The sequence below is a fragment of the Streptomyces sp. NPDC107581 genome (genome assembly GCF_055657175.1).
In genome coordinates this window covers 197,589-223,605 of sequence record NZ_JBVKBH010000016.1, presented here as the reverse complement: position 1 = coordinate 223,605, position 26,017 = coordinate 197,589, and the positions used below count along the sequence as shown (strand labels likewise).

The window sequence follows — 26,017 nt, the reverse complement described above, 5'->3', positions numbered from 1 at the left end:
GCACACGGCCCCGCGCACCTCAGTGCCCTCAGCGCCCTCAGCGCCCCTCAGGGAGTCGCCTCGCCCTGGATGGTCCGTGCCGCTCGCTCCAGTTCGGCCAGGACCGTGCGGACCGCCCTTCTCGCCGTGCGCTCGGGACGGCACAGGACGTCGATGTGGCGCGTGGCCTGGACGCCGCTGAGCGGCCGGAGCACCAGCTCCGGATGCGGGCGCATGGTCCAGCGCGGCATCAGGGCGATCCCGCCCCCGGCGGCGACGGCCTCGGCGACCACCGCGAACTCGTTGATGCGATGGGCCAGACGGAGCCGCCGGCCGGCCGCCGCCGCGATGGCCTCGATGGTGGCCATGACCGGGAACCCGTCGTGCACGGTGATCCACGGCTGGTCGGCGACATCGCCCGGCGTCACCCGCCGCTTGGCGGCGAGCGGATGCCCGGCCGGCATCGCCACGTCGAGCGGCTCGTGCAGCAGCGTGGTCGCGGTCACCGTGCGCGGCCAGGGCGGGGCGTGGTCCAGGCGGTGGGCGAGGACGAGATCGTACGCGCGGGTCAGCCGGGGGAAGTCCTCCTGCGGTACGTCCTCGTCGGCGAGCGCCACCGTCGGCCCGCCCGGCTCGGCGAGGCCGCGCAGCAACAGCGGGAAGAACGCCGCGCCCGCGCTGTGGAACGCCGCCACCGACACCTCGCCGTCCGCTCTGCCGGCGAACTGCTCGACCGCATGCCGGGCCCGGGCCAGCGCCGACTCCACCTCGACGGCCGCGTCCGCCAGCGCCTGCCCGGCGTCGGTGAGCACCAGGCGCCGCCCGTCCCGTTCGGTGAGCGGCACAGGGACCGAGCGCTGCAGGAGCCGCAGCTGCTGTGAGATCGCCGACGGCGTCACCAGCAGCGCCTCGGCGACCGCGGTGACGCTGCCCAGCTCGCCCAGTTCCCGCAGGATCCTCAGCTGCCGTTCGTCCATCTCGTCAGTGTAGGACAACCATGTAGGTCCGCTAAAAGATCGTTTAAGAAACTGGGTCTGGGCTTCATATACGCCGACGGTGCACCGTGGGCGGGTGACCGACGCCCGCCGTACCGACGCGGTACTCCTCCTCGTGGCGCTCGTCTGGGGTTCCAGCTATCTGTCCGCCCAGACGGCCGCTGCCGCCCTGCCCGTCCTCCTCGTCCTGTTCGCGCGCTACGCCCTTTCCGCACTCCCCTGCCTGGCTCTCATCGGTGCCCGGAGCGGACCGCGCGGGTGGACCCGGGACGAGATCCGCGCGGGGCTGCCGCTCGGGGTCACCCAGGCCGCGGTCCTGGTCGTGGAGACGTACGGCGTCGCCCACACCACGGCCGCCAACGCGGGCCTGATCATCAGCCTCACCATCGTGCTCACCCCACTCCTCGACCGCACCGGCCGCCGGGGCGGTCCGCCTCCCGCCCTCTTCGCCGCCGCCGGCGTATGTGTCCTCGCCGTCGGTCTGCTCATGTCCGGCAACGGGTTCCACGCTCCGCGCCTCGGGGACCTGCTGATGCTCGCGGCGGCCTGCGTCCGGGCGGTGCACGTGGCCCTGGTCGGCCGGCTCACCGCGGGCAGGGCGATCCGCCCGCTGCATCTGACGGCGGTGCAGACCCTGGTCGGCACCGCGCTGTTCCTCGCACCCGCCGCCCGCGACCTCCCGGCGCTGGCCCGTGCCGACGCGGCGACCTGGGCCCAGTTGGCCTATCTCGCCCTTTTCTGCAGCGTGTTCGCCTTCCTCGCCCAGACCTGGGCGGTGCAGCGCACCTCCGCCAGCCGGGCCAGCCTGCTGCTCGGCACCGAGCCCGTCTGGGCCGCCGCGGTGGGTATCGCCCTCGGCGGCGAACGTCTCACCCCGCTCACCGCCCTGGGCGCGGCCCTGATGGTCGCCGGCACGTACTGGGGCCAGGCCGTGGAACGCGCCCACCGGACCACGAAGACCGCCATCGGTCCCGGGGCCACCGCCACAGCCGGGACCACCGATACAGCCGGGGTGCCCGCACGCGCCGCGTCCCCGGAGAGCGACGGAGAAGACGCCCCACGCCGGACCACGACACTCACCAGCACCTGATCTCCGTGCTCGACGCCTCTGCCGCCGACCACAGCCTCATCGACCGCGCTCCCGAGGGCACCACCGTCTCGGCCCGGCCCGGACCCGCCAGTCCGGACCCTGCCAGTCCGGACCCTCTCGGCTTAGGCGCGCGACTTCGGTGCTCTCGGCTCAGGCCCTCGGCTCTGGTGCTCTCGGCTCAGGCGCAGGGCTCTGGTGCCATCGGCTTTGGTGCTCTCGGCTTAGGCCCTCGGCCCTGGTGCTCTCGGCTCAGACTCTTTCGTCTGTCAGGTCCGCCGGCTCGCGCAGCGGCCAGACGCTGTCCACCACCGCCGTCGCATCCCCCTTGCGGCGCAGGAACGCCTGGAAGTCCGCCGCCCACTCGGCGTACCACTGGATCTGGTGGCGGTGCAGCTCCGCCGGGGCCAGGGACGCGACCTTCGGGTGGCGGTCGGCTATCGCGGAGGCCAGGCGGGCCGCGGCGAGGGCGTCGGCCGAGGCGTTGTGGGCCGAGTCGAGGACTATGCCGTACTCGGCGCAGACCGCCTCCAGGTTCCGCTTGCCGCGGCGGTAGCGGTCGACGCGGCGGTCGACGGTGTAGGGGTCGACGACCGGCGCCGGGTCGGCGCCGCCCAGCCGGTCGGCGAGGGACGGCAGGCCGTACCGGCGCAGCTCGGCGGAGAGCAGGGTGAGGTCGAAGGCCGCGTTGTAGGCGACGACGGGCACTCCCGCCTTCCAGTAGGAGGCCAGCACGTCCGCGATGGCGTCGGCCACCTGGTCGGCCGGGCGGCCCTCGGTCGCCGCGCGTTCGTTGCTGATGCCGTGCACCGCCACCGCGTCGGCCGGGATCTCCACGCCCGGATCCGCCAGCCATTCCCGGCGCCCCATGGGCTCACCGGCCCTGACCTCGATCACCGCGCCCGTGACGATGCGCGCCTCGTACGGATCGGTCCCGGTCGTCTCCAGGTCGAAGCCGATCAGCAGCTCCCGGTGCCAGCCCATGAGCGGCCCCCCTTCTTGGTGGTGCTTTCCCCCAGTGCCTCCACCATCGCACGCGGCACTGACAATCCGAGGAGCGCGTTCCGCTTGCCGGTGGGGACGGTTCAGGACACCGGGCGCGAATCCGCCCAGGCCAGCTCGAATTCCTCGCGGTAAGTCGGGAAAAGTCCGGCTTCGACCACATCTTCCGACTTGACCAGCCTGTTGCCGCTGCGCAGCACCAGCACCGGCGACTCCATCCCCCGCGCCCCGCGCAGATAGGACTGCACCACGGCGATGCCGTCGGCACCGTCTCCGTCCACGAGGTAGGCGGTGAAGCGGGGCGTCTCGTCGTAGACCTGGATCTCGAAGGCGCCGGGGTCGCGCAGCCGGGAGCGCACCCGGCGCATGTGCAGGATGTTCATCTCGACCGACCGGCCCAGTTCGCCCCGCTTCATCCCTAGTTCGCGCTCACGACGCTTCACCGCGCTGGAGGCCGGGTTGAGGAAGAGCAGCCGTACCCGGCAGCCGGACTCGGCGAGCCTGACCAGGCGCCGGCCGGAAAAGTTCTGCACGAGCAGATTGAGGCCGATGCCGATCGCGTCGACACGGCGGGCGCCGCCGAACAGGTCCTCGGCCGGGAACTGGCGCATGAGCCGGACCCGGTCGGGGTGGACCGCGACGACGTCCGCGTACCGGTCGCCGACCAGGTCCTCGACCGCGTCGACCGGCAGCCGGCGCGCTGAGGGCACGTCGCCGCCGGCCCCGAGCATCTCCAGCAGCCGGGCCGAGGCCCGCTCGGCCTGGCTCAGCACGGCCCCGGACAGGGCCCGGTTGCGGGAGACGACGTTGCGGGTGACCTCCAGTTCGTCCAGGGCGAGTTCGAGGTCGCGCCGCTCGTCGAAATACGGCTCGAAGCACGGCCAGTGCTGCACCATCAGCTCGCGCAGCTGCGGGAGAGTGAGGAAGCTGAGCACGTTGTCGTCGGCCGGGTCGAGCAGATAGCCCTTGCGGCGGCTGACTTCGCGCACCGCGACCGCGCGCTGCACCCACTCCTGTCCGGCCGGTCCGGCCGCGGCCACCACCCACTCGTCGCCGTGGACGGGTTCGTAGATGGGGCGCAGCACGGCGGCCACGACCGCGCGCAGCCGCTGTTCGACGAGGTTCAGCCAGATGTAGGCCCGGCCCGCCCGCTGGGCGCGGGTGCGCACCTCGAGCCAGGCGTCGGCGTCCCAGTCCAGTTCCGGCCCGATGGACCCCGCCGCGTCCATCGGGCGGGCCAGGGACACCGCGCCGGGCGGGACGTCTGTGGAGTTACCCTCGTGACCCTCGCCACCAGGGGGCAGCTCCAGCCCTCCCGAGCCCACCCGTGCACCGCCTTCCGCCACCCCGGGCCTTCCCCGTCTCAACGATCAAGGAAGGGTACTCCGGGAGCGGTCGGCGATGCAGCCGGATGGACAGGTCGGTTTCTCAACTACGCGGACGCCAGTGGCCGTTCTGCCACGCCAATGCGTCGGGAGTGAGCGGATTCATAGCGGTGACGTCCCTCGGCGAGATGGCGAAGCCCTGCCAGTGGATCGGCATGGGCTGCTGGTCCTCGTCCCGCACGATGTGGTGGAAGCCGACGTTCATCCAGACCACCGGGTGAGTGAGCGTCTGGCCGTTGACCCACGTGTCGACGGACTTGCCCGCTCCGGCCGGGCAGGCCCCCGGGTTGTTGCTCGCGAACTGCTCGCACTTGTTGTACTCGGTGAAGTACACGTCGTGCTTCGTGAAGCTGCGGCCCGGGTACTTCGTGGTGGGGCCGGGCACGATCTCGTACGAACGCGCGTGCCCGTCCTTGTTCTTGCCGGTCTCGCTGACCACCCGCCACCAGCGGTAGGTCTTGTAGTCGCCGGCGAGTTCCTTGGTGACCTTGGTGCGGGTGGTCCTGTTGGTGGGCGCCTGCTGGCCGCGGGCCGGGGCGGTGACGGCGGAGTCGTACTGTTCGACCTTGGTCCTGGAGGAGCCGTCGAGGCCGAAGTCCAGCCGCCAGAAGACGTTGTGGCTGTGGCTGGTGGCGTAGGCCTTGGCGCCCTTGCCGATCGGCCAGCCGCGGCCGTCGCCCGCGTCGTAGTCGTCGTAGGAGAGGCTTCCGGTGGCGCCGACGTTCATGTTGACCGTGCCGTCGTCCTGGAAGCGCCACTCGGTCATGTACTCGTACCAGCCGACCTTGTTGACCGTGTAGACGAGCAGGTCCTTGCCCTGGGTCTGGAAGACCTTGTTCGCGCTGTCGCCCTGCATGCGGTAGGCGTGGCCGCGTGAACGCGTGGTCGTGCACAGGCCCTTGACGTCCTGGTGCCGCGGGTCCCAGGCCTCCGGGACCCGGACGGTCTTGATGGTGCCGCCGGGGCACTCACCGGGCGCCAGGTCCACCAGGCCCTGGGCGAAGCCGAATCCGGTCAGGTCGTCGTACTCGACGCTGCCGTCGTCGTAGGGCACGTCGATCTGGGCGAGACGGGCGCTGTTCAGGACCTTGATCGGCTTGGACTCGCCCTTGGGCTGGTAGGAGACGTGCTCCAGGACGAGTCCGGCCTTGCTGTCGTAGCGCCAGCACATCCGCCAGGTGGTGCCGGTGGCGAGCTTCTGCTCGATCCTGTAGGCGGCGCTGCAGTCGGCGGCGGCGCGGGCGGCCGGGGCAGCCCCGGGCCGGGCGGCGGCCGGTCCGGCGCCCGCCGTCGCACCGGCGGCCAGTGCGGCGACGGTCAGGCCGACGGCAGCCCGCGTGCGGGCACGGGTCATTCTGTCTTTGCGCATGAAGACGTGGCTCCCCTGCAGGAGATGCAAGTTGGAAAAGTGAACGGACTGCCGGGGCTCAGCGGCGCTCGAGCCGGGCGACCTTGTGGGTGCTCAGATCGACGACCAGTGACCGGGCGTCGATCCAGGGACCGTTCTTGACCTTCGGGAACAGCCGCACACAGCGGTGTTCGCCGCACTTGTCGAGCACCGCGGGCTGTCCGTCCGGAACGGCACGGTAGACGGCGCCGTTGAGCAGCAGCTGGTCCGCGGAGGTCAGCTCGTCGCCGGTGGCGTCCTTGTAGTCGGCCTTGAGGCCCGCGCCCAGCGGGTCGGCGATCAGCAGCGCGGCCGCCTCGGCGTTCTCGGCGCGGCTCAGCGGGGGCTGGACGCCGTGCCGGCTGCTGGTCTGCTCGACCTTGCCGGTCTCCAGGTCGACCGTCTTGGTGACGAGCGTGTCGTTCCGGTAGTCGTAGAAGGTGACGTCCGCCCGGCGTGGCGCATTCGGGTCGTCCAGCTCGTTCGCCTCGGGGTCCGCGAGGTCGACGCCGAGGCGCTGCGGACCGCGGTCGCCGTCGACGTCCTCGCCCGTGTTCAACAGCTGCTTGTTCAGGGCGATCTTCTCGACGCGCTGCATCTCGTCGTCGGTCAGCGGGTCACGGCCCGTGCCCTTCTTCCCCTCGGCCGGCGCCTGTTCCACGACACCCGGCCGGACCGCGTCCGGCCCCTGTCCCCCTTGCCGCGCGGCCTGCGCGCCGCCGCTCGCTCCTCCCGATTCGTCCGCGCCGGCCGTGCCCGGCAGGGTGATCCCGATCATCACGGCGGTCCCGGCCACCGCCAGGGCCGCCCCGGCCACCACCTTGCCCAGGTGGCGGTGCACCATCTCGCGCACATCTTCCCCCTACTCCCCCATTTTCCCCGGGAGTACGTGTTGCCCCACTGGTTCGGCGCACGGCGGGTGGTCAGTCCGCCGCGCGCACTGGTCGGCCGGTAAGAGGGACGTAAGTCACAGGAGGTTCCGTCACTTTCGGGCAGACTCGGAGTCAACGCGGCCCCGGCGGGGCGGCACACCTGGAAGAGTCGTGTCCATGCAGGTCTGGCCTGGAGAGGCGTATCCGCTCGGCGCCACGTACGACGGCGCCGGAACCAACTTCGCGGTCTTCACGGAGGCCGCGGACCGAACAGAGCTGTGTCTGCTGCACGACGACGGCTCCGAGACGGCGGTGGAACTGCGCGAGAGCGACGCGTTCGTACGGCACGCGTACGTGCCGGGCGTCATGCCGGGACAGCGCTACGGGTTCCGGGTGCACGGCCCGTACGCCCCCGAGCACGGGCTGCGCTGCAACTCGGCGAAACTGCTGCTCGACCCGTACGCCAAGGCGATCAGCGGCAGTGTCCGATGGGGCGAGGAGGTGTACGGCTACCACTTCGACGCCCCCGACCGGCGCAACGACCTGGACTCGGCGCCGCACACCATGACCTCGGTGGTGGTCAACCCGTACTTCGACTGGGGCGACGACCGGCCCCCGCGCACCGAGTACCACCACACGGTGATCTACGAGGCCCATGTGAAGGGCCTGACCATGCGCCACCCGGGCCTGCCCGAGGAGCTGCGCGGCACCTACGCGGCGCTCGCGCACCCGGCGGTCATCGAGCACCTGACCACGCTGGGCGTGACGGCGCTGGAGCTGATGCCCGTCCACCAGTTCGTCAACGACCACCGGCTCGTCGACATGGGCCTGAACAACTACTGGGGCTACAACACGGTCGGCTTCTTCGCCCCGCACAACACGTACGCGTCCTGGGGCGATCGCGGGCAGCAGGTCCTGGAGTTCAAGTCGGCGGTCAGGGCGCTGCACGAGGCCGGGATCGAGGTCATCCTGGACGTCGTCTACAACCACACCGCCGAGGGCAACCACCTGGGCCCCACCCTGTCCTTCAAGGGCATCGACAACGCGTCGTACTACCGTCTCGCGGACGATCCCCGTTACTACACGGACACCACGGGGACCGGGAACTCGCTGCTCATGCGGTCCCCGCACGTCCTCCAGCTGATCATGGACTCGCTGCGGTACTGGGTCACCGAGATGCACGTCGACGGGTTCCGCTTCGATCTCGCAGCGACCCTGGCCCGGCAGTTCCACGAGGTGGACCGGCTGTCGTCGTTCTTCGACCTGGTGCAGCAGGACCCCGTGGTCTCCCAGGTGAAGCTGATCGCCGAACCGTGGGACGTGGGCGAGGGCGGCTACCAGGTGGGCAACTTCCCACCGCTGTGGACCGAGTGGAACGGCAAGTACCGCGACACGGTCCGGGACCTGTGGCGGGGCGAGCCGCGCACGCTCGCGGAGTTCGCCTCCCGGCTGACCGGCTCCTCGGACCTCTACCAGGACGACGGGCGCCGCCCGCTCGCCTCCATCAACTTCGTGACCTGCCACGACGGCTTCACCCTGCACGACCTCGTCTCGTACAACGACAAGCACAACGAGGACAACGGCGAGGACAACCGGGACGGCGAGAGCCACAACCGGTCCTGGAACTGCGGCGCGGAGGGCGGGAGCGAGGACCCGGGGGTGCTCGCCCTGCGTGACCGCCAGATGCGGAACTTCGTCGCCACACTGATGCTGTCCCAGGGCGTACCGATGCTCAGCCACGGCGACGAGTTCGCCCGCACCCAGCACGGCAACAACAACGCCTACTGCCAGGACAACCCTGTGTCCTGGGTGGACTGGCCCGAGGACGGCGGCGAACTGCCGGAGTTCGTCCGGGCGATGGTCTGGCTGCGCCGCGACCACCCGGTCTTCCGCCGCCGGCGCTTCTTCCACGGGCGCCCGGTGGAGGGCACCCACGACGAGCTGTCCGACATCGCCTGGTTCACCCCCGAGGGCGGCGAGATGGCCCAGCAGGACTGGGACTCGGCGCAGGCCTCCGCGCTGACGGTGTTCCTGAACGGCAACGCGATCTCCGAGCCCGGTCCGCGCGGGGAGCGGATCGCCGACGACTCCTTCCTGCTCATGTTCAACGCCTCGCCCGGTCCGCTGGACTTCCTGGTGCCGGTCGACCACGGCCGGCAGTGGCAGGTCGTCGTCGACACCGCCCGCCCGGAAGGGGTCCCGCCGGGGACGGGGGCGAAGGTCGCGGCCGGTGACCGCGTCACCCTGCCCGACCGCAGCCTGACGGTGCTGCAGCGGCCGGCCTGACGCCCTCCTGCGCGGTCCCGGTTCAGGGGGCGTGCCGGCTCCCGGTCCAGGGGGTCGTGCCGGCCGCCGGTTCAGGGGGCGTGCCGGCCCCCGCCGTCCTCCACGCGCGCGCGGAGGACAGGTCCGGCCCGTCCGGGGTACGTCGCCGGACGGGCCGTCGAGGGACACGCGTGCGGGGGGCCGTGGCGGCGTCGATGACACGAAAGCCGGCCGGCTGGGTACGTAGGGTTGCATGACTTCTGCGCCATCCGGACCGAAGGTGCCCACGGCCACCTACCGGCTGCAGCTCCAGCCCGCGTTCCCGTTCGCCGCGGCCGCCGCGGCCGTACCGTACCTGGCGTCGCTGGGCGTCTCGCACCTGCACCTCTCCCCCGTCCTGGAGGCCGTGCCGGGCTCCACGCACGGCTACGACGTGGTGGACCACGCGCGCGTACGCGAGGAGCTGGGCGGCGAGGAGGGGCTGCGCGCCCTCGCGCGCACCGCGCGGGACCACGGCCTGGGGCTGGTGGTGGACATCGTGCCGAACCACATGGCCATGGCACCCCGGCACAACCACGCCCTGTGGGAGGTGCTGCGCGAGGGGCCCGGCTCGCCGTACGCACGCTGGTTCGACATCGACTGGGAGGCGCAGGACGGGCGCGTGCTGCTGCCCGTGCTCGGCGGCCCGGTCGGCTCCGAACTGGACCGCCTCGTGGTCGACGGAGACGTCCTGCGCTACCACGACCACGCCTTCCCGCTCCGCGCGGGCACCGAGGACCTGCCGCTGCCCCGGCTGCTGGACGCCCAGTGGTACCGGCCCGTGTGGTGGCGGCTGGCCCGCACCGAGCTGAACTACCGGCGCTTCTTCAGCATCTCGGAGCTGATCGGGGTGCGCGTGGAGGAGCCCGAGGTGTTCGAGGCCACCCACGCCAAGGTCCTCCAGCTGCTGGCGGAGGGCGTGGTCGACGGGCTGCGGATCGACCATCCCGACGGACTCGCGGACCCCGACGGCTACCTGGAGCGGCTGCACGGGGCGAGCGGCGGACGCTGGACGGTCGTGGAGAAGATCCTCGCCGACGGCGAGCGGCTGCCGGCCTCCTGGCCCGTGGCGGGCACCACGGGCTACGACGCCCTGCGCCACGTCGACGGCCTGTTCACGGACAGCGACGGGGCCTACGAACTGGTGGGACGGTACCGGGCGTTCGCTGCCCCCCAGACGGACCGGGGCGGCAACTGGGAGGCCACCGTGCGGCGGGCCGCCTACAAGGTGCTCACGCACGAACTGGCCGCCGAGACCGACCGGCTCACCCGGGCGGCCGCCCGGCTGTGCGCCGCCTCGCCGGACCTCGCGCTGCGCGACCGGGCTCCCTGGGCGCTGCGCACGGCCGTGGAGGAGCTGCTGGTGCGGCTGCGGGTCTACCGGCCGTACGCGTCGGGTGACGCCTCCGCCGTGCTCACCGAGGAGGCGGCCGAGGAGGCCCGGCTGGCGTTCGTGGTGCCCGAGGAGGCCGAAGCCGTCGACATCGTGCGCCGGCTGCTGGTCGAGGCGCCCGGCGACCCGTCGGCGCCGGACCACGCCGACCGGGCCGACTTCCGCACCCGGTTCGCGCAGACCGCGTCGGCGCTGCGCGCCAAGTCCGTGGAGGACACGGCGTTCTACCGCTATGTCCCCCTGCTGGCGGCGACCGAGGTGGGCGGCGACCCGGGCAGTCCCGGCGTGTCCCCGGAGGACTTCCACGCGTACTGCGCGCGCGTGCAGCGCGACCGGCCGCTGAGCGGCACGGTGGTCTCCACGCACGACACCAAGCGCAGCGCCGACGTGCGCGCGGCGCTGGCCGTGCTGACCGAGTGCCCCGGCCGCTGGGCCGAGACGCTCGCCGAGGCCGCCCTGCCCGAGGCGGGCGCACCGGACGGGCAATTGGCCTGGGCGGCCTGGCAGACGGTGTTCGGGCTCGGTCCGGCGCCCGCGGAACGGGTCCGGGAGGCGCTGCTCAAGCATGTGCGCGAGGCGGGCATGTACACGAGCTGGACGGAGCGGGAACCGGCGTACGAGGAGGCGGTGGCCGCCTTCGTCGCGGCCGGGCCGTGCGGGCCGCCCGGAGAGCGCGTGGCCGCCTTCCGCAAGGCGCTGGAGCCGCACGTCAGGGCGAACGTCCTCGGCACCGCGCTGGTCCATCTGACGATGCCGGGCGTGCCGGACGTGTACCAGGGCACGGAGGGTGAGTACCGGGCGCTGGTCGACCCGGACAACCGGCGCCCGGTGGCGTTCCCCGCGCTCACGCCCGGCGAGAAGGACGCCCTGACGGCGGCCGCGCTGCGGCTGCGGGCCCGCCGGCCCGGCGCCTTCGGTGCGTCCGCGACGTACGCCCCGCTGGCCGCTCAGGGGCCGGCGGCGGACCACTGCACGGCGTTCGCGCGCTCCGGCGAGGTGGTCACGGCGGTGACCCGGCTGTCGCTGCGGCTGGCGGAGTCGGGCGGCTGGCGGGAGACAGGGCTGGACCTGCCGCCGGGACGGTGGGCGGACGTGCTGACCCCCGGGCGGGAATTCACGGGGCACGCGCGCGCGGCGGACCTCTTCGAGCCGCTGCCGGTGGTGCTGCTGGAGCGGACCGGGGAGGACTGAGGGACGGCCGGGCCGGCGCCCGCTCAGCCGGCCTGCGCGGTGGGCGGGCCGCACTCCTCGTACGCCTGGGCGGCGACCGCCCCCGGGGACGGCCAGGCGGCGCGCAGCAGGTCCACGAAGGCCGCGGCGGCTCCGGCGGGCGGCACACGTGCGTAGACGGTCAGGGCGCGCCTCCAGGCCGGGTCGGGGGTGAGGACCACACAGTCCTCGCCGACGGCGCCCCGCACCACATGGGCGGGCGCCACGCACACGCCGACACCTGCGGCGGCCATGCGCACGGCCGTGGAGGTGTGCTCGGTCCACACGGCGGTCCGGGGCCGGAACCCGGCCCGGCCGCACGCCCAGTCGAGGAAGCGCTCGCCGTGGACCACGGGTTCCATCGCGCAGCGGATCCAGGCGCGGTCGGCCAGCTCCGGCAGCGTCACCGTCGTACGGCCCGCGCACCGGTCGTCGAAGGGCACCACGAGGACGATTTCCTCTTCGCCGATTGGTACGACGGTGGCGGGCGGACCGGCGGGCTCCGGGCCGACGGCGAGATCGGCGGTGCCGCGCTGCACCGCCTCCTCCAGGGCCTCGGAGGTGGCGTACTCGTGCAGCCGCAGCAGGACCCTCGGGTGGGAGGCACGCCAGCGGGCGAAGACGTCGGGGAGGACGCCCACGGCGATGGAGTGGAGTGCGGCTATGTGCAGCTCGCCGCCCTCGGCCCCGGCGGCGGCGCGGGCCGCCCGGCGGGCCCGGGCCGCGCTGCGGACGGCCAGTTCGGCATGCGGCAGGTAGGCGCGTCCCATCGATGTGAGGCGCACTCCGCGCGGCATGCGCTCCAGCAGGGCACCGCCCACCGTCTTCTCCAGGGCCTTGATCTGGTGCGAGAGCGCGGGCTGTGTGACGTGCAGGGCCTCTGCCGCGCGCGTGAAGGACGCCTCCTCGACGACCGTGAGGAAGTACTCCATCTGCCGCAGGCTCATCGCCCCGCCCTCCCATAAGGATCCTGCATCGGTTCCACAAGAACATTGCCTTGGACTCATGGCAAGGGACGGGCGGAGGGTGGAGGCCATGAACACAGAGGCCATGAACACAGGGGCCGTCAACACGCAGGCCGCTCGCGCCCAGGCCGCGTACACGCAAGCCACCCGCACCCAGACCGCGTACACGCAAGCCACCCGCGTCCGGGCCGCGCATGCGCAATCCGCGCCCACGCGAGCCTCGAACACGTCGGACGTCGTCGTCATCGGCGGCGGCACGGGCGGGTACAGCACCGCCCTGCGTGCCGCCTCCCTCGGTCTCGACGTCGTGCTCGTCGAACGCGACAAGGTCGGCGGGACCTGTCTGCACCGGGGCTGCATCCCGAGCAAGGCCATGCTGCACGCCGCCGAACTGGTCGACGGCATCGCCGAGGCCCGCGAGCGCTGGGGCGTCAAGGCCACGCTGGACTCCGTGGACTGGGCCGCGCTGGTGGCCACGAGGGACGACATCGTGGCGCGCAACCACCAGGGGGTGAAGGCCCATCTGGCCCACGCGGGCATCCGCGTGGTGCGGGGCAGCGCACGGCTGACCGGAACACGCACGGTGCGCGTGGAGGGCGTGCACGAGTATTCCGCGCCCGGCGTGCACGATCTCACCGCACGCCGGGGCATCGTCCTCGCGACCGGCTCACGCCCGCGCATGCTCCCGGGGCTCACGCCGGACGGCCGGCGCGTGGTGACCAGCGACGACGCACTGTTCGCGCCGGGGCTCCCCGCCTCCGTGCTGGTGCTGGGCGGCGGCGCGATCGGCGTGGAGTACGCCTCCTTCCACCGGTCGATGGGTGCCGAGGTCACGCTGGTTGAGGCCGCCGACCGGATCGTGCCCCTGGAGGACGCCGACGTGAGCCGTCATCTGACGCGCGGTCTGAAGAAACGGGGCATCGACGTGCAGGCCGGCGCCCGGCTGCTGGACGCGGAGGTGCACGAACACGGCGTACGCGCACGGGTGCGCACCGCGCGCGGGGAGACCCGGACGGTGGAGGCGGAGCGGCTGCTGGTGGCCGTCGGCCGGGTCCCGGTCACCGAGGGCCTGGACCTGGCCGCCGCCGGTCTGACGACGGACGAGCGGGGGCTCGTCGTACCGGCTGACTGGAGCCGGCTGGAGACGGCCGTGCCGGGGATCCATCTCGTGGGCGATCTGCTGCCTGCGCCCTCGCTCGGACTGGCGCACGCCTCCTTCGCCGAGGGTCTGCTGGTCGCCGAGACGCTGGCGGGCCTGTCGTCGCCGCCGGTCGAGTACGCGGCGGTGCCCCGGGTGACGTACTCCTCGCCCCAGACCGCGTCCGTGGGGCTCGGCGAGGCGGAGGCACGCGCGCGTGGGCACGAGGTCGACGTCAACACGATGCCCCTGACCGCGGTCGCCAAGGGAATGGTGCACGGACAGGGCGGCATGGTGAAGGTCGTCGCGGAGGCCGGCGGCGGGCAGGTGCTCGGAGTGCACCTGGTGGGCCCGCACGTCTCGGAGATGATCGCCGAGAGCCAGTTGATCGTGGGCTGGGACGCCCAGCCCTCGGACGTGGCCCGGCACGTACACGCCCACCCGACGCTGTCGGAGGCGGTCGGCGAGGTGTTCCTGACGCTCGCGGGACGCGGCCTGCACCAGCAGTGAGCGCCCGGAGCACGGCGCCCGGCCGCGATCCGGGAATGCGTCCGGGCGCCCCCTGGAGCCTCCCCCGTCGAGTGCTTGACAGTTCACCCATGCCGTGCGGCACTGGGAGGGCGAAGCCGGGCGGAACAAGTCGGGGGTGAGTCTTCTGCCGGAGCTGCGCTACCCCAGCGTTCCCGAACTGATCGCCTCCGCACGGGCGTTGGCCGCTCAGGAGCCCGGGCTGTGTGCGCTCAGGCAGGTGGGCGTCTCGCGGGCCGGCCGGCCCCTGCACCTGCTGTCCGTGGGGCACGCCCGGCGCGCGGTACTGGTCGTCGCGGGCGCCCACGCCAACGAGCCGACCGGCGGATCCACCCTCCGGGTGCTGGCCGAGCGCGTGCTGGCCGAGCGGGAGTTGCGGGCCGGCACCTCCTGGCACTTCCTGCTCTGCGCGGATCCGGACGGCGCCAGCCTGCATGTGACTCCGGCGCCGCGCAGCCTGCTCGACTACCACCTCGGCTTCTACCGGCCGACGGGCGCGGAACAGCCCGAGTGGTCGCCGGCCGTGCTTCCGCCGGACCGGCTGCCGCCCGAGACCCGGACCCTGACCGGGGTGATCGACGAGCTGCGCCCCTACCTCCAGGTGACGCTGCACGGCACCGATCTGGGCGGCAGCTGGGTGCAGCTGACCAAGGACGTGCCGGGCCTGGCCGAACCGTTCGCCAAGTCCGCGGCGGAGCTGCACATCCCGGTGGAGGCGGGCGCCTCGGACGCCGCGGGCTGGCCCGCCTCCGGGCCCGGGGTGCATGTCATGCCGGGACCGGAGACGGGCGTCGCCTACCCGAGCCTGCCGGACGACGCACGGCACAGCACCTGGTACCACACGCACCGCTACGGCGGTCTGACGGCCGTCGTGGAGGTTCCGATGTGGGCCAGCGACCTGGTGGACGACCCGGCGCCGCACCCGGCGCCGGCGGCGGCGATACACCGGCTGGCGCGGCGGCTGCTGCGGGACTCGCTGGAGGTGGAGCGGGTGCTCGCCGAGGCACTGCCCCGGCTGGAGGGCGTGGAGGGGCCGCTGCTGCGGGCCGCGCGGTGGGCCCTGGAGCTGATACCGGGCCTGGCGCAGGACTGGATCCACACACCGCCGGCGGGCACGACGATGGCGTACGTCGGCAGTGTGGACGCCTTCGGCCGGCGGCTGCCGCTGCGGGCCGCGGCGATGCTGCTGCGGGTGCTGCGGGAGGCGGACGACCGGGCGGCGCCCCGGCTGGAACAGCTCGTCGCCTCCTGGTGCGAGGCCTTCGCGGACCGTTTCAGGGCCCGCTGGGTGCCGTTGGAGCACCAGGTGGAGCATCAGTCCCGCACGGTGCTGGTGGCGGCCCAGCAGGCACGGGACAGGGCCGCGTGAGGCCTCCGCGCCGCCCGCGTCCCCCGCGCCACCCATGTCCCGGGCGCGCCCGCACCGCCCGCGCCACCCGTGCCCCGGATGCGCCCGCACCGCCCGCGCCTCCCGTGCCCGCGGCGTCTTCCGTGCCCGCCGTGCCCTGGCGCGCCCGACATGCCTGCTGTACCCGACACGCCTGCTGTACCCGACACGCCTGCTGTGCCCGACACGCCTGCTGCGCGCCTGCCGCGCCCGCCGGCAGCCGGGCTCATCCGTCCAACGCGAACACCGATCCCGTGCGCGACCGCATGACGCACTTGCTGGAGTAGGTCTCCTGGTAGTCGACCGGCCGGCCGTTCCACTGCCCGTGCGCGCGGACGGTCACGGGCGCGAAGATCATCGGGCAGAAGACCTTCGTGTGCGGGATGCGTGCGATGTCGCCCTCGGCGGCCTCGAGTTCGCCGCAGGCCTCGGCCGCCTGTGCGTACCCGAGCGGCAGCGGGTCGCACAGCAGCAGCTTGCCGCGCACGTGGCTGGGCTGGGTCTCGCCGGGGGTGACGGCGACGTAGAGCCAGTTGCCGGGGAGGGGGAACGTGCTGCGGGGTGCCGCCTGGGCCGGGCCCGCGGCGAGGAGGCCGACGGAGGCCAGCAGTGCGCCGGCGGCCGCTGTCGCTCGGGTGAGGTACGTCATGTCCGATCCATCGGCACGGCGGTCCGCGTTCCGCACCCCGACTCACCCGAACGGAACGGTACGGGTCCGCGGTGGGACGTCAGTTCGAATGCGGGCCGGTGTCCCGGTTCCCCGCGAGCCGGAAGGCGATCCGTCCGAAGGCGACCTGATCGCCCTCGTTGACCACGACGGCGCCGACCACACGGCGGCCGTTGACGGTGGTGCCGTTGGTGGAGCCGAGGTCCCTGAGGACCCACATGCCGCCCTGCCGGCGCAGTTCGGCGTGCACCCGCGAGACGGTGTCGTGGTTCAGCCGCAGCCCGTTCGCCGGGTCGCGGCCTATGCGCAGCGGATGGCCGCCCGCCGGGTGCGGCAGCTGCAGCTTGGGCAGCCGCTCGGCCTGCCAGGCCCGGCGCAGCCGTACGGTGAATCCGGAGACGGCCTCGACGGTGCCGAGGACCGCGCGGGAGAAGCGGTTCTCGCGGGGCAGGTCGGCGGTGAGTGCGGCGAGTTCGTCGGCGCGGCAGGCGGAGAGGGCGAGTTCCATACGGCGCACGAACGTGTCGTGCGACAGCCGGCCCATGGCGACGCCGTCGCGCAGCACCTGCAGCGCCTTGTCGCGCTCCGCGTCGGACAGCCGCGCGGGGTACGTGGGGAACTCGAAGGACGACGTCACACTCGTGATTGTCGGGCAGTGAACCCCTGGTGTCCAGAAACGGGGGAAACGGTTGCCCTGCGCGTGCGATTCCACGACACCTGCCGGGAAAGGGCGTATTCGAAAGCGGATTGATCTCTTTCGCGGCACGATGGACGGGCTACATCACGGTGAGCAGACGAAGGGGAACCGTCCGTGCAGTTCGAGGTGTGGGCACCACAGGCAGACCGTGTGACGCTCCATTGCGACGGCGCCACGCGCGCGTTGGAGCGCGACCCGGAGCGCGTCGACTGGTGGCGCGCGCAGGCGCCTGCGCAGGACGGCTCGCGGTACGGGTTCGCGCTGGACGACGGGCCCGTACTGCCCGACCCGCGCTCGCGGCGCCAGCCGGACGGGCCGGACGGGCTGAGCGCGGTCGTCGACCACGGGCGGTACACGTGGCGTTCTGCGTGGGCGGGGCGCGAGCTGCCGGGCGCGGTGCTCTACGAGCTGCACGTGGGCACCTACACCCGCGAGGGCACCCTGGACGCGGCCGCGGCGCGCCTGGAACACCTGGTGGAACTGGGGATCACGCACGTGGAGTTGATGCCGCTGTGCCCGTTCCCGGGACGGCACGGGTGGGGGTACGAGGGGGTGTCGCCATGGGCGGTGCACGAGCCGTACGGCGGGCCCGAGGCGCTGAAGCGGTTCGTCGACCGGGCGCACGAGCTGGGCCTCGGTGTCGTCCTGGACGTCGTGCACAACCACTTGGGGCCCTCCGGCAACCATCTCCCGCCGTTCGGCCCGTACTTCACGGACAGGCACCACACGCCGTGGGGTGCGGCGGTGAACCTGGACGCACCCGGCTCCGACGAGGTGCGCGGGTACTTCCTGGGCAGTGCGCTGGCGTGGCTGCGGGACTACCGGATCGACGGGCTGCGGCTGGACGCGGTGCACGCGCTGCACGACGCGCGCGCGTGCTCCTTCCTGGAGGAGCTGTCGGCCTCCGTGGACGGTCTCGCCGAGGAGGTGGGCCGCCCGCTGTTCCTGATCGCCGAGTCCGACCTGAACGACCCGCGGATCATCACCCCGCGCGCGGAGAACGGCCTCGGGCTGCACGCGCAGTGGAACGACGACTTCCATCACTCCGTGCACACCGCGCTGACGGGCGAGTCCCAGGGCTATTACGCCGACTTCGCGCGCGCCCCCTTCGCCGCACTCGCCAAGACGCTCACCGGCGGCTACTTCCACGACGGCACGTACTCGAGTTTCCGGGGCCGCGGCCACGGCTGGCCACTGGACCGGGCGCGCGTGGCCGCGCACCGGCTGCTGGGCTACAGCCAGACCCACGACCAGGTCGGCAACCGCGCCCAGGGCGAGAGGCTTTCGGGCCTCCTCTCGCCCGGCCTGGTGGCCTGCGCGGCCACGCTGACGCTGACGGCGCCGTTCACGCCGTTGCTGTTCATGGGCGAGGAGTGGGCGGCGGGCACGCCCTGGCAGTTCTTCACCGACCACACGGATCCGGAGCTGGCGGAGGCGGTACGGCGGGGCAGGCGGCGGGAGTTCGCACAGCACGGCTGGGCCGAGGAGGACGTACCGGACCCGCAGGACCCGGCGACCCGGGAGCGCTCCTGCCTCGACTGGTCGGAGCCGGAACGCGAGCCCCACGCGCGCGTGCTGGCCTGGTACCGGCAGCTGATCGCGCTGCGCCGGGACCAGCCCGACCTGACCGATCCCGACCTCGCCGACACGAAGGTGGCCTACGACGGGGAGGCGCGCTGGCTGGCGTTCCGGCGCGGGGACGTCCGGGTGGCCGTGAACCTGGGCGGGACGCCGGCGGCGATTCCGCTGGGCACCCGTCCGGCGCAGGTCCTCGCCGCGTGGGAGCCGGTGGCGGCGCCGGGCCCGGACGGGCTGCTGCAGGTGCCCGGGGAGTCGTGCGTGGTGCTCATCCAGCCCTGAGCGGCGCCCGGGGTCCGTCCGTCGGCGCGGGCCGTCGGCGGTCGTGGGGCGGCCTACGGCTCCGGCTCGTCGTCCTTGAACTCCGTCACCCGCTCCAGCAGGATCGGCTCCCAGACGCGCCGCAGCCGGGTTCTCAGCAGCTGCGGGGAGCCCGGTGCGCGGCCCTCCAGGTGGTCCGTGAGGCGGATGACGGTGTCGCAGCGGGCGAGCCACAGGCCGCGCAGGCAGGGGCGGGCGCCGTAGCCGGCGAGGGTGGCGGCGCGGACGGCCGCCGGGGAGCCGACGGCGACGGCGAGCCCGGCGATGTCCTCGGCGGGGTCGCCGAGGGCCGCTTCCGTCCAGTCGAGGATGCCGCGGACCCGCCCGTCGGCGCTGACCACCACGTGCTCGCCGGTGAGGCCGTGGTGGGTGAGGACGGCAGTGCCGGGCTGGGCGGCGAGCTGGGCGGCGCCGGGCGCGGTGAGCTGGTGGAGGCGGGCGGCGTCGAACTCGTCGGTGGCGGCGAGCCGTTCGGCCGCGTGCACGGCCATGCGGCGCAGCGCCTCCAGGGAGCGCGGGGCGGTGCGCGGTACGCCCAGCGTCTCGGACTGCCGTACGGGCACCGTGCGCAGTCCGCTGAGCAGCCCGGCGAGGTCGTCCTCGCCGACGGCGGAGACGTCGTGCCGGTCCGCGGTGCCGCCGGGCACCTTGAGGTCCAGGGTGTAGGCGAGGCCGGGCGCCCAGTCGCCGCGGGCGACGCTGGTGGGGACGGCGACGGGCACCTGCGGGCGGACCAGGTCGCGCAGGCGCAGTTCGCGGCGGCGGCGGACGGAGGCGTCACGGTCGGGGGCCAGGCGCAGCACGTGGCGGGTGCCGACCCACCAGGTGTGCTCGTGACCCTCTCCGACGGGCCGCACGTCCGGGCCCTCGCTGCCGGCACCGTTCCCGCTGCTCCCTTCGCCCTCCTTGAGCAGCGAACGGACCAGTCGGCGGACGGTGTCCGCGGTGGGTGTCGGTGCCTGGGTCATGAGTCGCGTCGTCGCCGTTCCGGGATGTCGTCTAGGTGTGTCTCCTGGTCGCTTCAGCCCACTATGACCATCTCACGGGTGGTGTTGTTGAAGCGGCGGCCGCCGTCCTCGGTCACCGTGACGATGTCCTCGATGCGCACCCCGAAGCGGCCGGGCAGATAGATGCCCGGCTCCACGGAGAAGCACATGCCGGGGACGAGGGGCTGTTCCTCGCCCTCGATCATGTACGGCGGTTCGTGCGTGGTCACGCCGATGCCGTGCCCGGTGCGGTGGATGAAGTACTCGCCGTATCCGGCGTCGGCGATGACCGCGCGGGCGGCACGGTCGACGTCCTGGCAGGCGGCGCCCGGCCGTACCGCCCTGAAGCCCGCCTCCTGGGCGGCGCGCACGAGGTCGTGGACCGTGCGTTCCTCCTCGGTCGGCTCGCCGACATGGACAGTGCGGGTGGTGTCGGAGCCGTAGCCGTCCTTGAGACCGCCGAAATCGAGGACGACCATGTCGCCGTCCTGGATGACACGGTCGCCGACCTCGTGGTGCGGGTTGGCGCCGTTGGGACCCGAGCCGACGATGGTGAAGTCGACCTGGGAATGCCCGAAGCGGCGCAGCAGGCCGGCGAGGTCGTGGCCGACGTCGGACTCGCGGCGGCCGGCGAAGGGAACCTTCCGGATCTCCTCGAACGTTGCGTCCGCAGCCGCCCCGGCGGCTGCCAGGAGTTCCAGTTCGGCCGCGTCCTTGACCGCGCGCAGCATCGGCAGGGCGTCGGTGAGGGAGGCGTATGAGGTGCCGGGCAGAGCGCGCTGCAGGCCCAGCAGGTGCATCGCCCAGGTGTTGTCGCTGATGCCGAAGCGCCCTCGGTCGTCGAGCAGGGCGGCGGTGACGGCATAGGGATCCTTGCCGTCGGTCCAGTCGCGCAGGGTGAGAGCGGTCGCGGCGGCCGCGTGTTCGGCGTCCGGGGCCTCCAGGGCGGGCACGACCAGCACGGGGTCGCGGCCGGGGGCGAGCACCAGCACGGTGAGCCGTTCGGTGGCCGCGGTGGGCGTGTAGCCGGTCAGCCACACCATGTCGGGTCCGGGCGCCACGAGCAGTCCCGCGAGGCCGGCGTCGGCGGCGGAGCGCGCGGCACGCTCCATGCGGGCCCTGTAGTCGTCGGCGGTGAAGGGCGCGGGCGTGCTACCGGTCATCCGGGCCTCCGTGCGCGGTCGAGGTGGCGGGGGGCGAAGCGGTCTCGGGCAGCATCCTGCCCGGCCGGGCAGGGCGGCGCGAGCCGATCGCGAAGTCCCGGGGGCGCGGTTCGCGGACGGGGGCGCGGCATGGGGCCATCATGGCGCTTGGGGCGGGGAGCGACCAGCGAGTTTCCCGAGGCGCCCGGACACGCCGGACCGGGCCGGTGCCGCGGTCATGTCACCACCCCAGGAACGACCGTCAGCTGCTGGTAGCCGCCGCTGGGGTGGCGCACGGTGAGGGTCACCGCCGTTCCGGGGCGGGCGTGGGCGACGGCTCGGACGAGGTCGGCGGCCGTATCGACGCGGAGGGTGCCGAACTGCAGCAGGACGTCGCCGCGGACCAGGCCGGCCGTGTAGCCGGGGCCGGGCACATGGACGCCCACCACCAGGGCGCCCGGCTTGCCGGCGTCGACGGCCTCCACGCCCAGGGTCGCGCCGGTCCGTACGTCGGCGGGGCTCGGGGACGCGGAAGGGGTGGGCCGGGCGGAGGAGCCCGCGTGCGGGATCTGGCGCTGCAGCTCGGCCAGCCTGCTCATGCCGATCACGGTGGCGCCGACCGTGCCGATGCCGACTCCGGAGAGCACCAGAACGGTGCCGGTGACCAGCCCGAACAGCAGGGTCCTGATCCGCCGGCCGCGCCGGCGCGCGGCGTGCGGGCGGGTGGCGGGGCGCGGCGTGCCGCCCTCGCGCCCCTCCCGACCGGGCATCGGTTTGGGACGCAACGCAGTCTGTTCCATGGTTCGCTCGCCTCCGGCTGATGCTCTACCCGTGGCGCCCGGCCGCGATGGGACACGAACGAGTGAGACTGGCCGGAGGGTCGCGGAGGGTAGTCATGGCCTTCGAGGCGAAGCGCGGGACGACGGGCTGGGGGCACGGCGGGCGGGACCCCGGGCCGGCGGGCGCGGCGCGCACACCGGCGAGTGCGGATCGCTGGAGCAAAGGCCACAGGCGCGGCGGACAGGACCGCGGGCCGACCGGCGCGGCGCACACGAGTACACACCGGCGAGTGCGGATCGCGGGAGCAAAGGCCAGAGGCGCGGCGGACAGGACCGCGGGCCGGCGGGTGCGGCGGGTCCGGCGGGCGCGCCGCGCAGGAGCATGGGCCGACGAGTGCCGCGCTCAGGGCCACGGGTTGGCGGGCGCCCCGGCGGCCTCCGGCTTGTGGGCCCCACAGGCATTACGTCGTCGCGGCGTCACGTCGTCGCGGCATTACGGCGTCACGTCGTCGCGGCGTCACGTCGTCGCGGCGTCACGTACCCGCCACCAGCCGCCGGATCAGTTCGGCGGCCGCTCCCGCCGGTGCGCCGCCGTGCAGGAGTTCCGTGCGGTGCACGACCCGCGGTGCGGTGAGCGGGACGGCGGCCGTGCCCGGTACGCCGGTGGCCGCCGAGCGGGGCAGCAGGGCGAGGCCGTGACCGGCCGCGGTGAGGGCGGTGAGGGTGCGCAGGTCGGTGCCCTCGTAGCGGACGGAGGGACGGAAGGCGCCCCCGCCGCCGGCGGCGCGCAGCTGAGCGAGCGGGAGGGCCGCGTCGGGGGCGTCGAGCCAGCGGGCGTCGGCGAGGTCGCCCAGGCGCAGTCCGGTACGGCCGGACAGCGGGTGGCGGGCGGGCAGCAGGACGCTGACGGGTTCCTCCCTGACGCCGTGCGTGGTCAGCGGCGCCACGTCGGGCAGCCGCAGCGGATCGCTGGGGGCGGCGAGACCGTCGACCAGGCCGACGTCGGCCGTGCCGGTGGCGACGGCGGCCGGGATCTCGTCCCGGGCGAGGACACGCAGGGTCACGCCCGCGGCCGGGAGCGCGCCGAGGACGGCGGGGCCGAGCGCGCTCGCCGTGGCGGCCACGGTCAGGCCTTGGGCCGGCGCCGCGGCCATGCGGACGACGTCGGCGCGGGCCGCGTCCAGGCGCAGCAGCAGCGGTCCCGCGTGCTCCAGGAGGCGTTCGCCCGCCGCGGTGGGGGTGACGGGCCGCCGGGTGAGCAGGGGCGCGTCGAGGTCCTGTTCGAGGGCGGCGATGTGCTGGGACACCGCTGACTGGGTGTAGCCCAGCTCGCGCGCGGCCTCGGAGAAGGAGGCGAGGCGCGCCACGGTGACGTAGGTGCGCAGCAGGTGGGGGTCCATGGCGGACAGGATCCCACTGCATCAGCAACGCTTATCGAGCATGCAGGAATCATCGTTGGACGTGAACCAGGGGCGGTGCCCAGGATGAGCGCCATGACGAACACCGCAGCTCGCACCGCCACCCTCGCCCTCGTCGGGGACCGCTCCCCCAACGTCGTCTCGCACACCCGGATCCCGCTCCTGCTGGAGGCCCTCGCCGAGCGCGACCGGCTGGTCCTGGACGCCTATTGGATCCCGTCCGAGGAGGCCGGGGCCGAGGGCGCGGTGCGGGGCTTCGACGCCGTCTGGGTCCTGCCGGGCAGCCCGTACCGCAGCGAGGCGGGCGTCCTCGCGGCCGTCCGCACCGCGCGTGAGGAGGGCATCCCGTTCCTCGGCACGTGCGGCGGCTTCCAGCACGCGCTGCTGGAGTTCGCCCGCAACGCATGTGGGCTGACCCGGACCGCGCACGCCGAGAACGATCCCGACGCCGAGGACCTGCTGATCGAGCCGCTGGCCTGTTCCCTGGTGGGCCATGAGGCCGTGGTGGCGCTGGAGCCGGGCTCGCTCGCCGAGTCCGTGATCGGCTCGGCGCGCTCGGTCGAGCGGTACTTCTGCGCCTACGGCCCCTCCCGCCACCTCGACACGCTCCGCGCCCACGGGCTGCGCTTCTCCGGACACGACGAGGACGGGCAGGTCCGCGTCGCCGAACTGCCGGGCCATCCCTTCTTCCTGGCCACGCTGTTCCAGCCGGAGCTGTCCGGCGACGGCTCGCGCCCCCACCCCATCGTGCGGGCGCTGGCGCGTGCCGCCGTCGGGCAGGCGGGCCGGACGGAGCGCCGGCCCGCGTGACGTGACCGGGGTCAGCCGGTGTGGCCTGCGCCGTGACCGCCGTCGTGACCGCCGTGCGCCCCGTGGTCGAACTTCATGGCCTCGGCCGGCATGACGACGAAGGGCCGCATCATGCCCATGTCCTCGTGCTCCAGCAGGTGGCAGTGGTACATGAACCGGCCGTACGCCCCGTCGAACCGGCCCATGACGCGCAGGATCTGCCCGCCGGGGACGCGGAAGACGTCCTTGTGGCCCCGCTCGTTGGGGGCGAGCGGTATCTGCGTGTCCGGGTCGTGTGCGATGGGCGTGCGGGTGCCGCCGACGGCCGGGTCGAAGCCCGAGACGTCGTACGCGTCCCGGCCGAGCAGCTGGAAGTCGGCCAGGTGGATGTGCATCGGGTGGACGATCGGCGCGAGGTTCAGGAAGCTCCACTGCTCGTAGCCGCCCTCGGCGATGGTGAAGCCGAGGCCGTCGTTGAACGTCCGTGCCGTGCGCCGGTAGGTCTTCGTCGTGCCGTCCGCCCCGGTGAGCTGGATGATGCCGTCGGCGGGCAGCCGGAGGCCGCCCGGGTCCGTCACCTCGGTCATCTCCCAGATCTCCGGATGGCCGCCGGCGCCCTTGGTGGCGGGCGGAGTGAGCACGATCAGGCGGTGGCCGTGCTCGATGTCGTGCGTGAGGCGCCGGAAGGAGCCGGAGAGCACCTGGGGCAGTTCGAAGGTGTCGCACATCCCGGTCTCGCGGACGCGGAACTCAAGGACCGCCGGATACCGCACGTCGCCCTTCGGGTCGGGCACGCCCGCGGGCTGGTCGGGGCCCTTGTTGACCAGCCGGAGCTTCCTGCCCGCCAGCCGCCGGAAGTCCACGAGCAGGTCGAACCGCTCGGCCGGGGCCGCGGTCAGCGTGGGCAGCGCCTCGTCGAAGTCGACCGGGACGGGGCGGGGCAGCAGCCCGCCGTCGCTGCCGATCTGGTGGACGACTCCCGGTACCGGGTTGTCGTCCTCGTCCACCAGGACGAGGTTGTAGATGCGCGCGTTGGACGCGTTGACCAGCCGGAAGCGGTACCACGCGTCGTCCACGTCGGCGTACGGCCAGATGCGGCCGTTGACCGTGGTGTAGGGGCCGCTGAACGGGATGGAGACCGGCTTGCCCGTCTCGGGGTTCCGCTGCTGGACGATCACCGTCTTGTGCAGCAGACGGCCGTTGAGACGGCCGTCCTCGTCGGTGTCGAGGTTGCGGTCGGCGAGCAGCAGCGGTATCTCCCGCTCCCCGGAGGGGAGGTGGAGGGCGTCCTCCTCGTCGTCGCGGACGAGGTAGGTGCCGTAGAGGCCTGCCATCACGTTCCACCGCGTGATGTTCATCGCGTGGTCGTGGTACCACCACTGCACCGCCTGGTGGTCGTTCGGGTATTCGGAGAGCTGGGCGTCGCCGTGTCCGACGGCGTTGTCGGCCCAGCCGTCGTTGCCCCCGCCGGTCTGGGCGCCGTGCAGGTGGGTCACCGTCCAGGCGGGCAGGGCAGCGACGTCCTTGTTCGGTTCGACGCCCTCGCGGCCGGGCTCGGTGGTGGCGGGCGGGCGGCCGTCGGTGCGCAGCGGCACCTCCACCGAGGTGACCGGGTACTCGCTCTCCTTCGGGACGCGGTTGGTCCAGGCGATGCGGATGCGCTGTCCGCGCCGCACCTCGATGGTCGGGCCGGGCACCTGTCCGTCGTATCCCCACATCAGCGTCGGCGGCAGCTGCGGGTGCAGGCGGACCCAGGCGGGGCGCAGGGCGATCTCGGTCTCGCAGGTCACATCGGCGGACGCGGACGCCGGGCGCAGCACGGGCGGGACCGGTAACCGGGCGACGTACGGCGTCAGTTCGTCCGGTTCCGGTGCCGTCGCCGGCTGCTGTCCCGTGATGCCCTTGGTGATCCTCTCGATGATGTCGGTCAAGGTCGAACACCCCCGTGCTCTCGTGTCTGTTCCCCTTGCCCCAGAAGACTCCTGACACCCCGCCGGAGTTCCCGGAAT

Annotated in this window: 20 protein-coding genes; 7 read left to right on the top strand and 13 right to left on the bottom strand. The window is 73.3% G+C overall.

Going from position 1 to position 26,017, the window contains the following annotated elements:
- Positions 1–47: 47 nt before the first annotated feature.
- Positions 48–956 (bottom strand): LysR family transcriptional regulator, encoded by a 909-nt coding sequence (locus tag ACZ7P3_RS33855; RefSeq protein WP_472087523.1) that lies wholly within the window; start codon positions 954–956, stop codon positions 48–50.
- Between the two features lie 94 nt (positions 957–1,050).
- Here ACZ7P3_RS33855 and ACZ7P3_RS33850 point away from each other — a divergent pair, with 94 nt between their 5' ends.
- Entirely contained in the window at positions 1,051–2,064 is a 1,014-nt protein-coding gene (locus ACZ7P3_RS33850; protein ID WP_472087521.1) for a DMT family transporter, read from the top strand.
- Between the two features lie 249 nt (positions 2,065–2,313).
- Here ACZ7P3_RS33850 and ACZ7P3_RS33845 read toward each other — a convergent pair whose 3' ends face one another.
- The 4 genes from ACZ7P3_RS33845 to ACZ7P3_RS33830 form a co-directional block, all read right to left on the bottom strand.
- Positions 2,314–3,045 carry an exonuclease domain-containing protein gene (locus ACZ7P3_RS33845; RefSeq protein ID WP_472087519.1) on the bottom strand — a complete coding sequence of 244 codons (732 nt, stop codon included), beginning with the start codon at positions 3,043–3,045 and terminating at the stop codon, positions 2,314–2,316.
- A gap of 101 nt (positions 3,046–3,146) precedes the next feature.
- Complete coding sequence (locus tag ACZ7P3_RS33840) at positions 3,147–4,388, bottom strand: SAV2148 family HEPN domain-containing protein (protein ID WP_472087517.1); 1,242 nt, start codon at positions 4,386–4,388, stop codon at positions 3,147–3,149.
- Between the two features lie 103 nt (positions 4,389–4,491).
- Complete coding sequence (locus ACZ7P3_RS33835; RefSeq protein ID WP_472087515.1) at positions 4,492–5,817, bottom strand: copper amine oxidase; 1,326 nt, start codon at positions 5,815–5,817, stop codon at positions 4,492–4,494.
- Positions 5,818–5,875: 58 nt separating this feature from the next.
- Positions 5,876–6,688 carry a Tat pathway signal sequence domain protein gene (locus ACZ7P3_RS33830; RefSeq protein ID WP_472087513.1) on the bottom strand — a complete coding sequence of 271 codons (813 nt, stop codon included), beginning with the start codon at positions 6,686–6,688 and terminating at the stop codon, positions 5,876–5,878.
- 196 nt (positions 6,689–6,884) lie between these two features.
- On the opposite strand from ACZ7P3_RS33830, the gene glgX reads away from it, so the two are divergent.
- Both glgX and treY read left to right on the top strand, forming a co-directional pair.
- Complete coding sequence (gene glgX, locus ACZ7P3_RS33825; protein WP_472087512.1) at positions 6,885–8,993, top strand: glycogen debranching protein GlgX; 2,109 nt, start codon at positions 6,885–6,887, stop codon at positions 8,991–8,993.
- 232 nt (positions 8,994–9,225) lie between these two features.
- Positions 9,226–11,595 (top strand): malto-oligosyltrehalose synthase, encoded by a 2,370-nt coding sequence (gene treY, locus ACZ7P3_RS33820; protein WP_472087510.1) that lies wholly within the window; start codon positions 9,226–9,228, stop codon positions 11,593–11,595.
- Between the two features lie 23 nt (positions 11,596–11,618).
- Here the strand turns inward: treY and ACZ7P3_RS33815 are convergent, their stop codons facing one another.
- Positions 11,619–12,560, bottom strand: a complete 942-nt coding sequence (locus ACZ7P3_RS33815; RefSeq protein ID WP_472087509.1) for a LysR family transcriptional regulator — start codon at positions 12,558–12,560, stop codon at positions 11,619–11,621.
- Positions 12,561–12,648: 88 nt separating this feature from the next.
- Between ACZ7P3_RS33815 and lpdA the strand changes: the two genes are divergently transcribed.
- Together lpdA and ACZ7P3_RS33805 are read left to right on the top strand one after the other, a co-directional pair.
- Positions 12,649–14,226: a dihydrolipoyl dehydrogenase gene (gene lpdA, locus ACZ7P3_RS33810; RefSeq protein WP_472087507.1), complete on the top strand. Its 1,578-nt coding sequence runs from the start codon at positions 12,649–12,651 to the stop codon at positions 14,224–14,226.
- A 136-nt stretch (positions 14,227–14,362) separates the two neighbouring features.
- Entirely contained in the window at positions 14,363–15,613 is a 1,251-nt protein-coding gene (locus tag ACZ7P3_RS33805; protein WP_472087505.1) for a M14 family zinc carboxypeptidase, read from the top strand.
- Between the two features lie 244 nt (positions 15,614–15,857).
- Here ACZ7P3_RS33805 and ACZ7P3_RS33800 read toward each other — a convergent pair whose 3' ends face one another.
- Positions 15,858–16,280, bottom strand: coding sequence for an SSI family serine proteinase inhibitor (locus ACZ7P3_RS33800; protein ID WP_472087503.1), 423 nt, complete (start codon positions 16,278–16,280; stop codon positions 15,858–15,860).
- A 79-nt stretch (positions 16,281–16,359) separates the two neighbouring features.
- The gene (locus ACZ7P3_RS33795) at positions 16,360–16,935 is read right to left on the bottom strand and encodes an FHA domain-containing protein (protein ID WP_472087502.1); all 576 of its coding nucleotides are present in this window, start codon (positions 16,933–16,935) and stop codon (positions 16,360–16,362) included.
- A 174-nt stretch (positions 16,936–17,109) separates the two neighbouring features.
- Between ACZ7P3_RS33795 and treZ the strand changes: the two genes are divergently transcribed.
- Positions 17,110–18,855, top strand: a complete 1,746-nt coding sequence (gene treZ / locus ACZ7P3_RS33790; RefSeq protein ID WP_472087500.1) for a malto-oligosyltrehalose trehalohydrolase — start codon at positions 17,110–17,112, stop codon at positions 18,853–18,855.
- Between the two features lie 53 nt (positions 18,856–18,908).
- On the opposite strand, the gene ACZ7P3_RS33785 is transcribed toward treZ, so the two are convergent.
- From ACZ7P3_RS33785 to ACZ7P3_RS33770, 4 genes are all read right to left on the bottom strand, one after another.
- Positions 18,909–19,862 (bottom strand): aminoglycoside phosphotransferase family protein, encoded by a 954-nt coding sequence (locus ACZ7P3_RS33785; protein ID WP_472087499.1) that lies wholly within the window; start codon positions 19,860–19,862, stop codon positions 18,909–18,911.
- 53 nt (positions 19,863–19,915) lie between these two features.
- Complete coding sequence (locus ACZ7P3_RS33780) at positions 19,916–21,043, bottom strand: aminopeptidase P family protein (protein WP_472087497.1); 1,128 nt, start codon at positions 21,041–21,043, stop codon at positions 19,916–19,918.
- A gap of 215 nt (positions 21,044–21,258) precedes the next feature.
- Positions 21,259–21,822, bottom strand: a complete 564-nt coding sequence (locus ACZ7P3_RS33775; protein WP_472087495.1) for a PDZ domain-containing protein — start codon at positions 21,820–21,822, stop codon at positions 21,259–21,261.
- A 512-nt stretch (positions 21,823–22,334) separates the two neighbouring features.
- Positions 22,335–23,201 carry a LysR family transcriptional regulator gene (locus ACZ7P3_RS33770; protein ID WP_472087494.1) on the bottom strand — a complete coding sequence of 289 codons (867 nt, stop codon included), beginning with the start codon at positions 23,199–23,201 and terminating at the stop codon, positions 22,335–22,337.
- A gap of 93 nt (positions 23,202–23,294) precedes the next feature.
- Here ACZ7P3_RS33770 and ACZ7P3_RS33765 point away from each other — a divergent pair, with 93 nt between their 5' ends.
- Positions 23,295–24,029, top strand: a complete 735-nt coding sequence (locus ACZ7P3_RS33765; protein ID WP_472087493.1) for a CTP synthase C-terminal region-related (seleno)protein — start codon at positions 23,295–23,297, stop codon at positions 24,027–24,029.
- A gap of 11 nt (positions 24,030–24,040) precedes the next feature.
- Here ACZ7P3_RS33765 and phsA read toward each other — a convergent pair whose 3' ends face one another.
- A complete protein-coding gene (gene phsA / locus ACZ7P3_RS33760) occupies positions 24,041–25,939 on the bottom strand; it encodes an O-aminophenol oxidase PhsA (RefSeq protein WP_472087491.1) in 1,899 nt (632 codons plus the stop codon).
- Between the last annotated feature and the right edge of the window lie 78 nt (positions 25,940–26,017).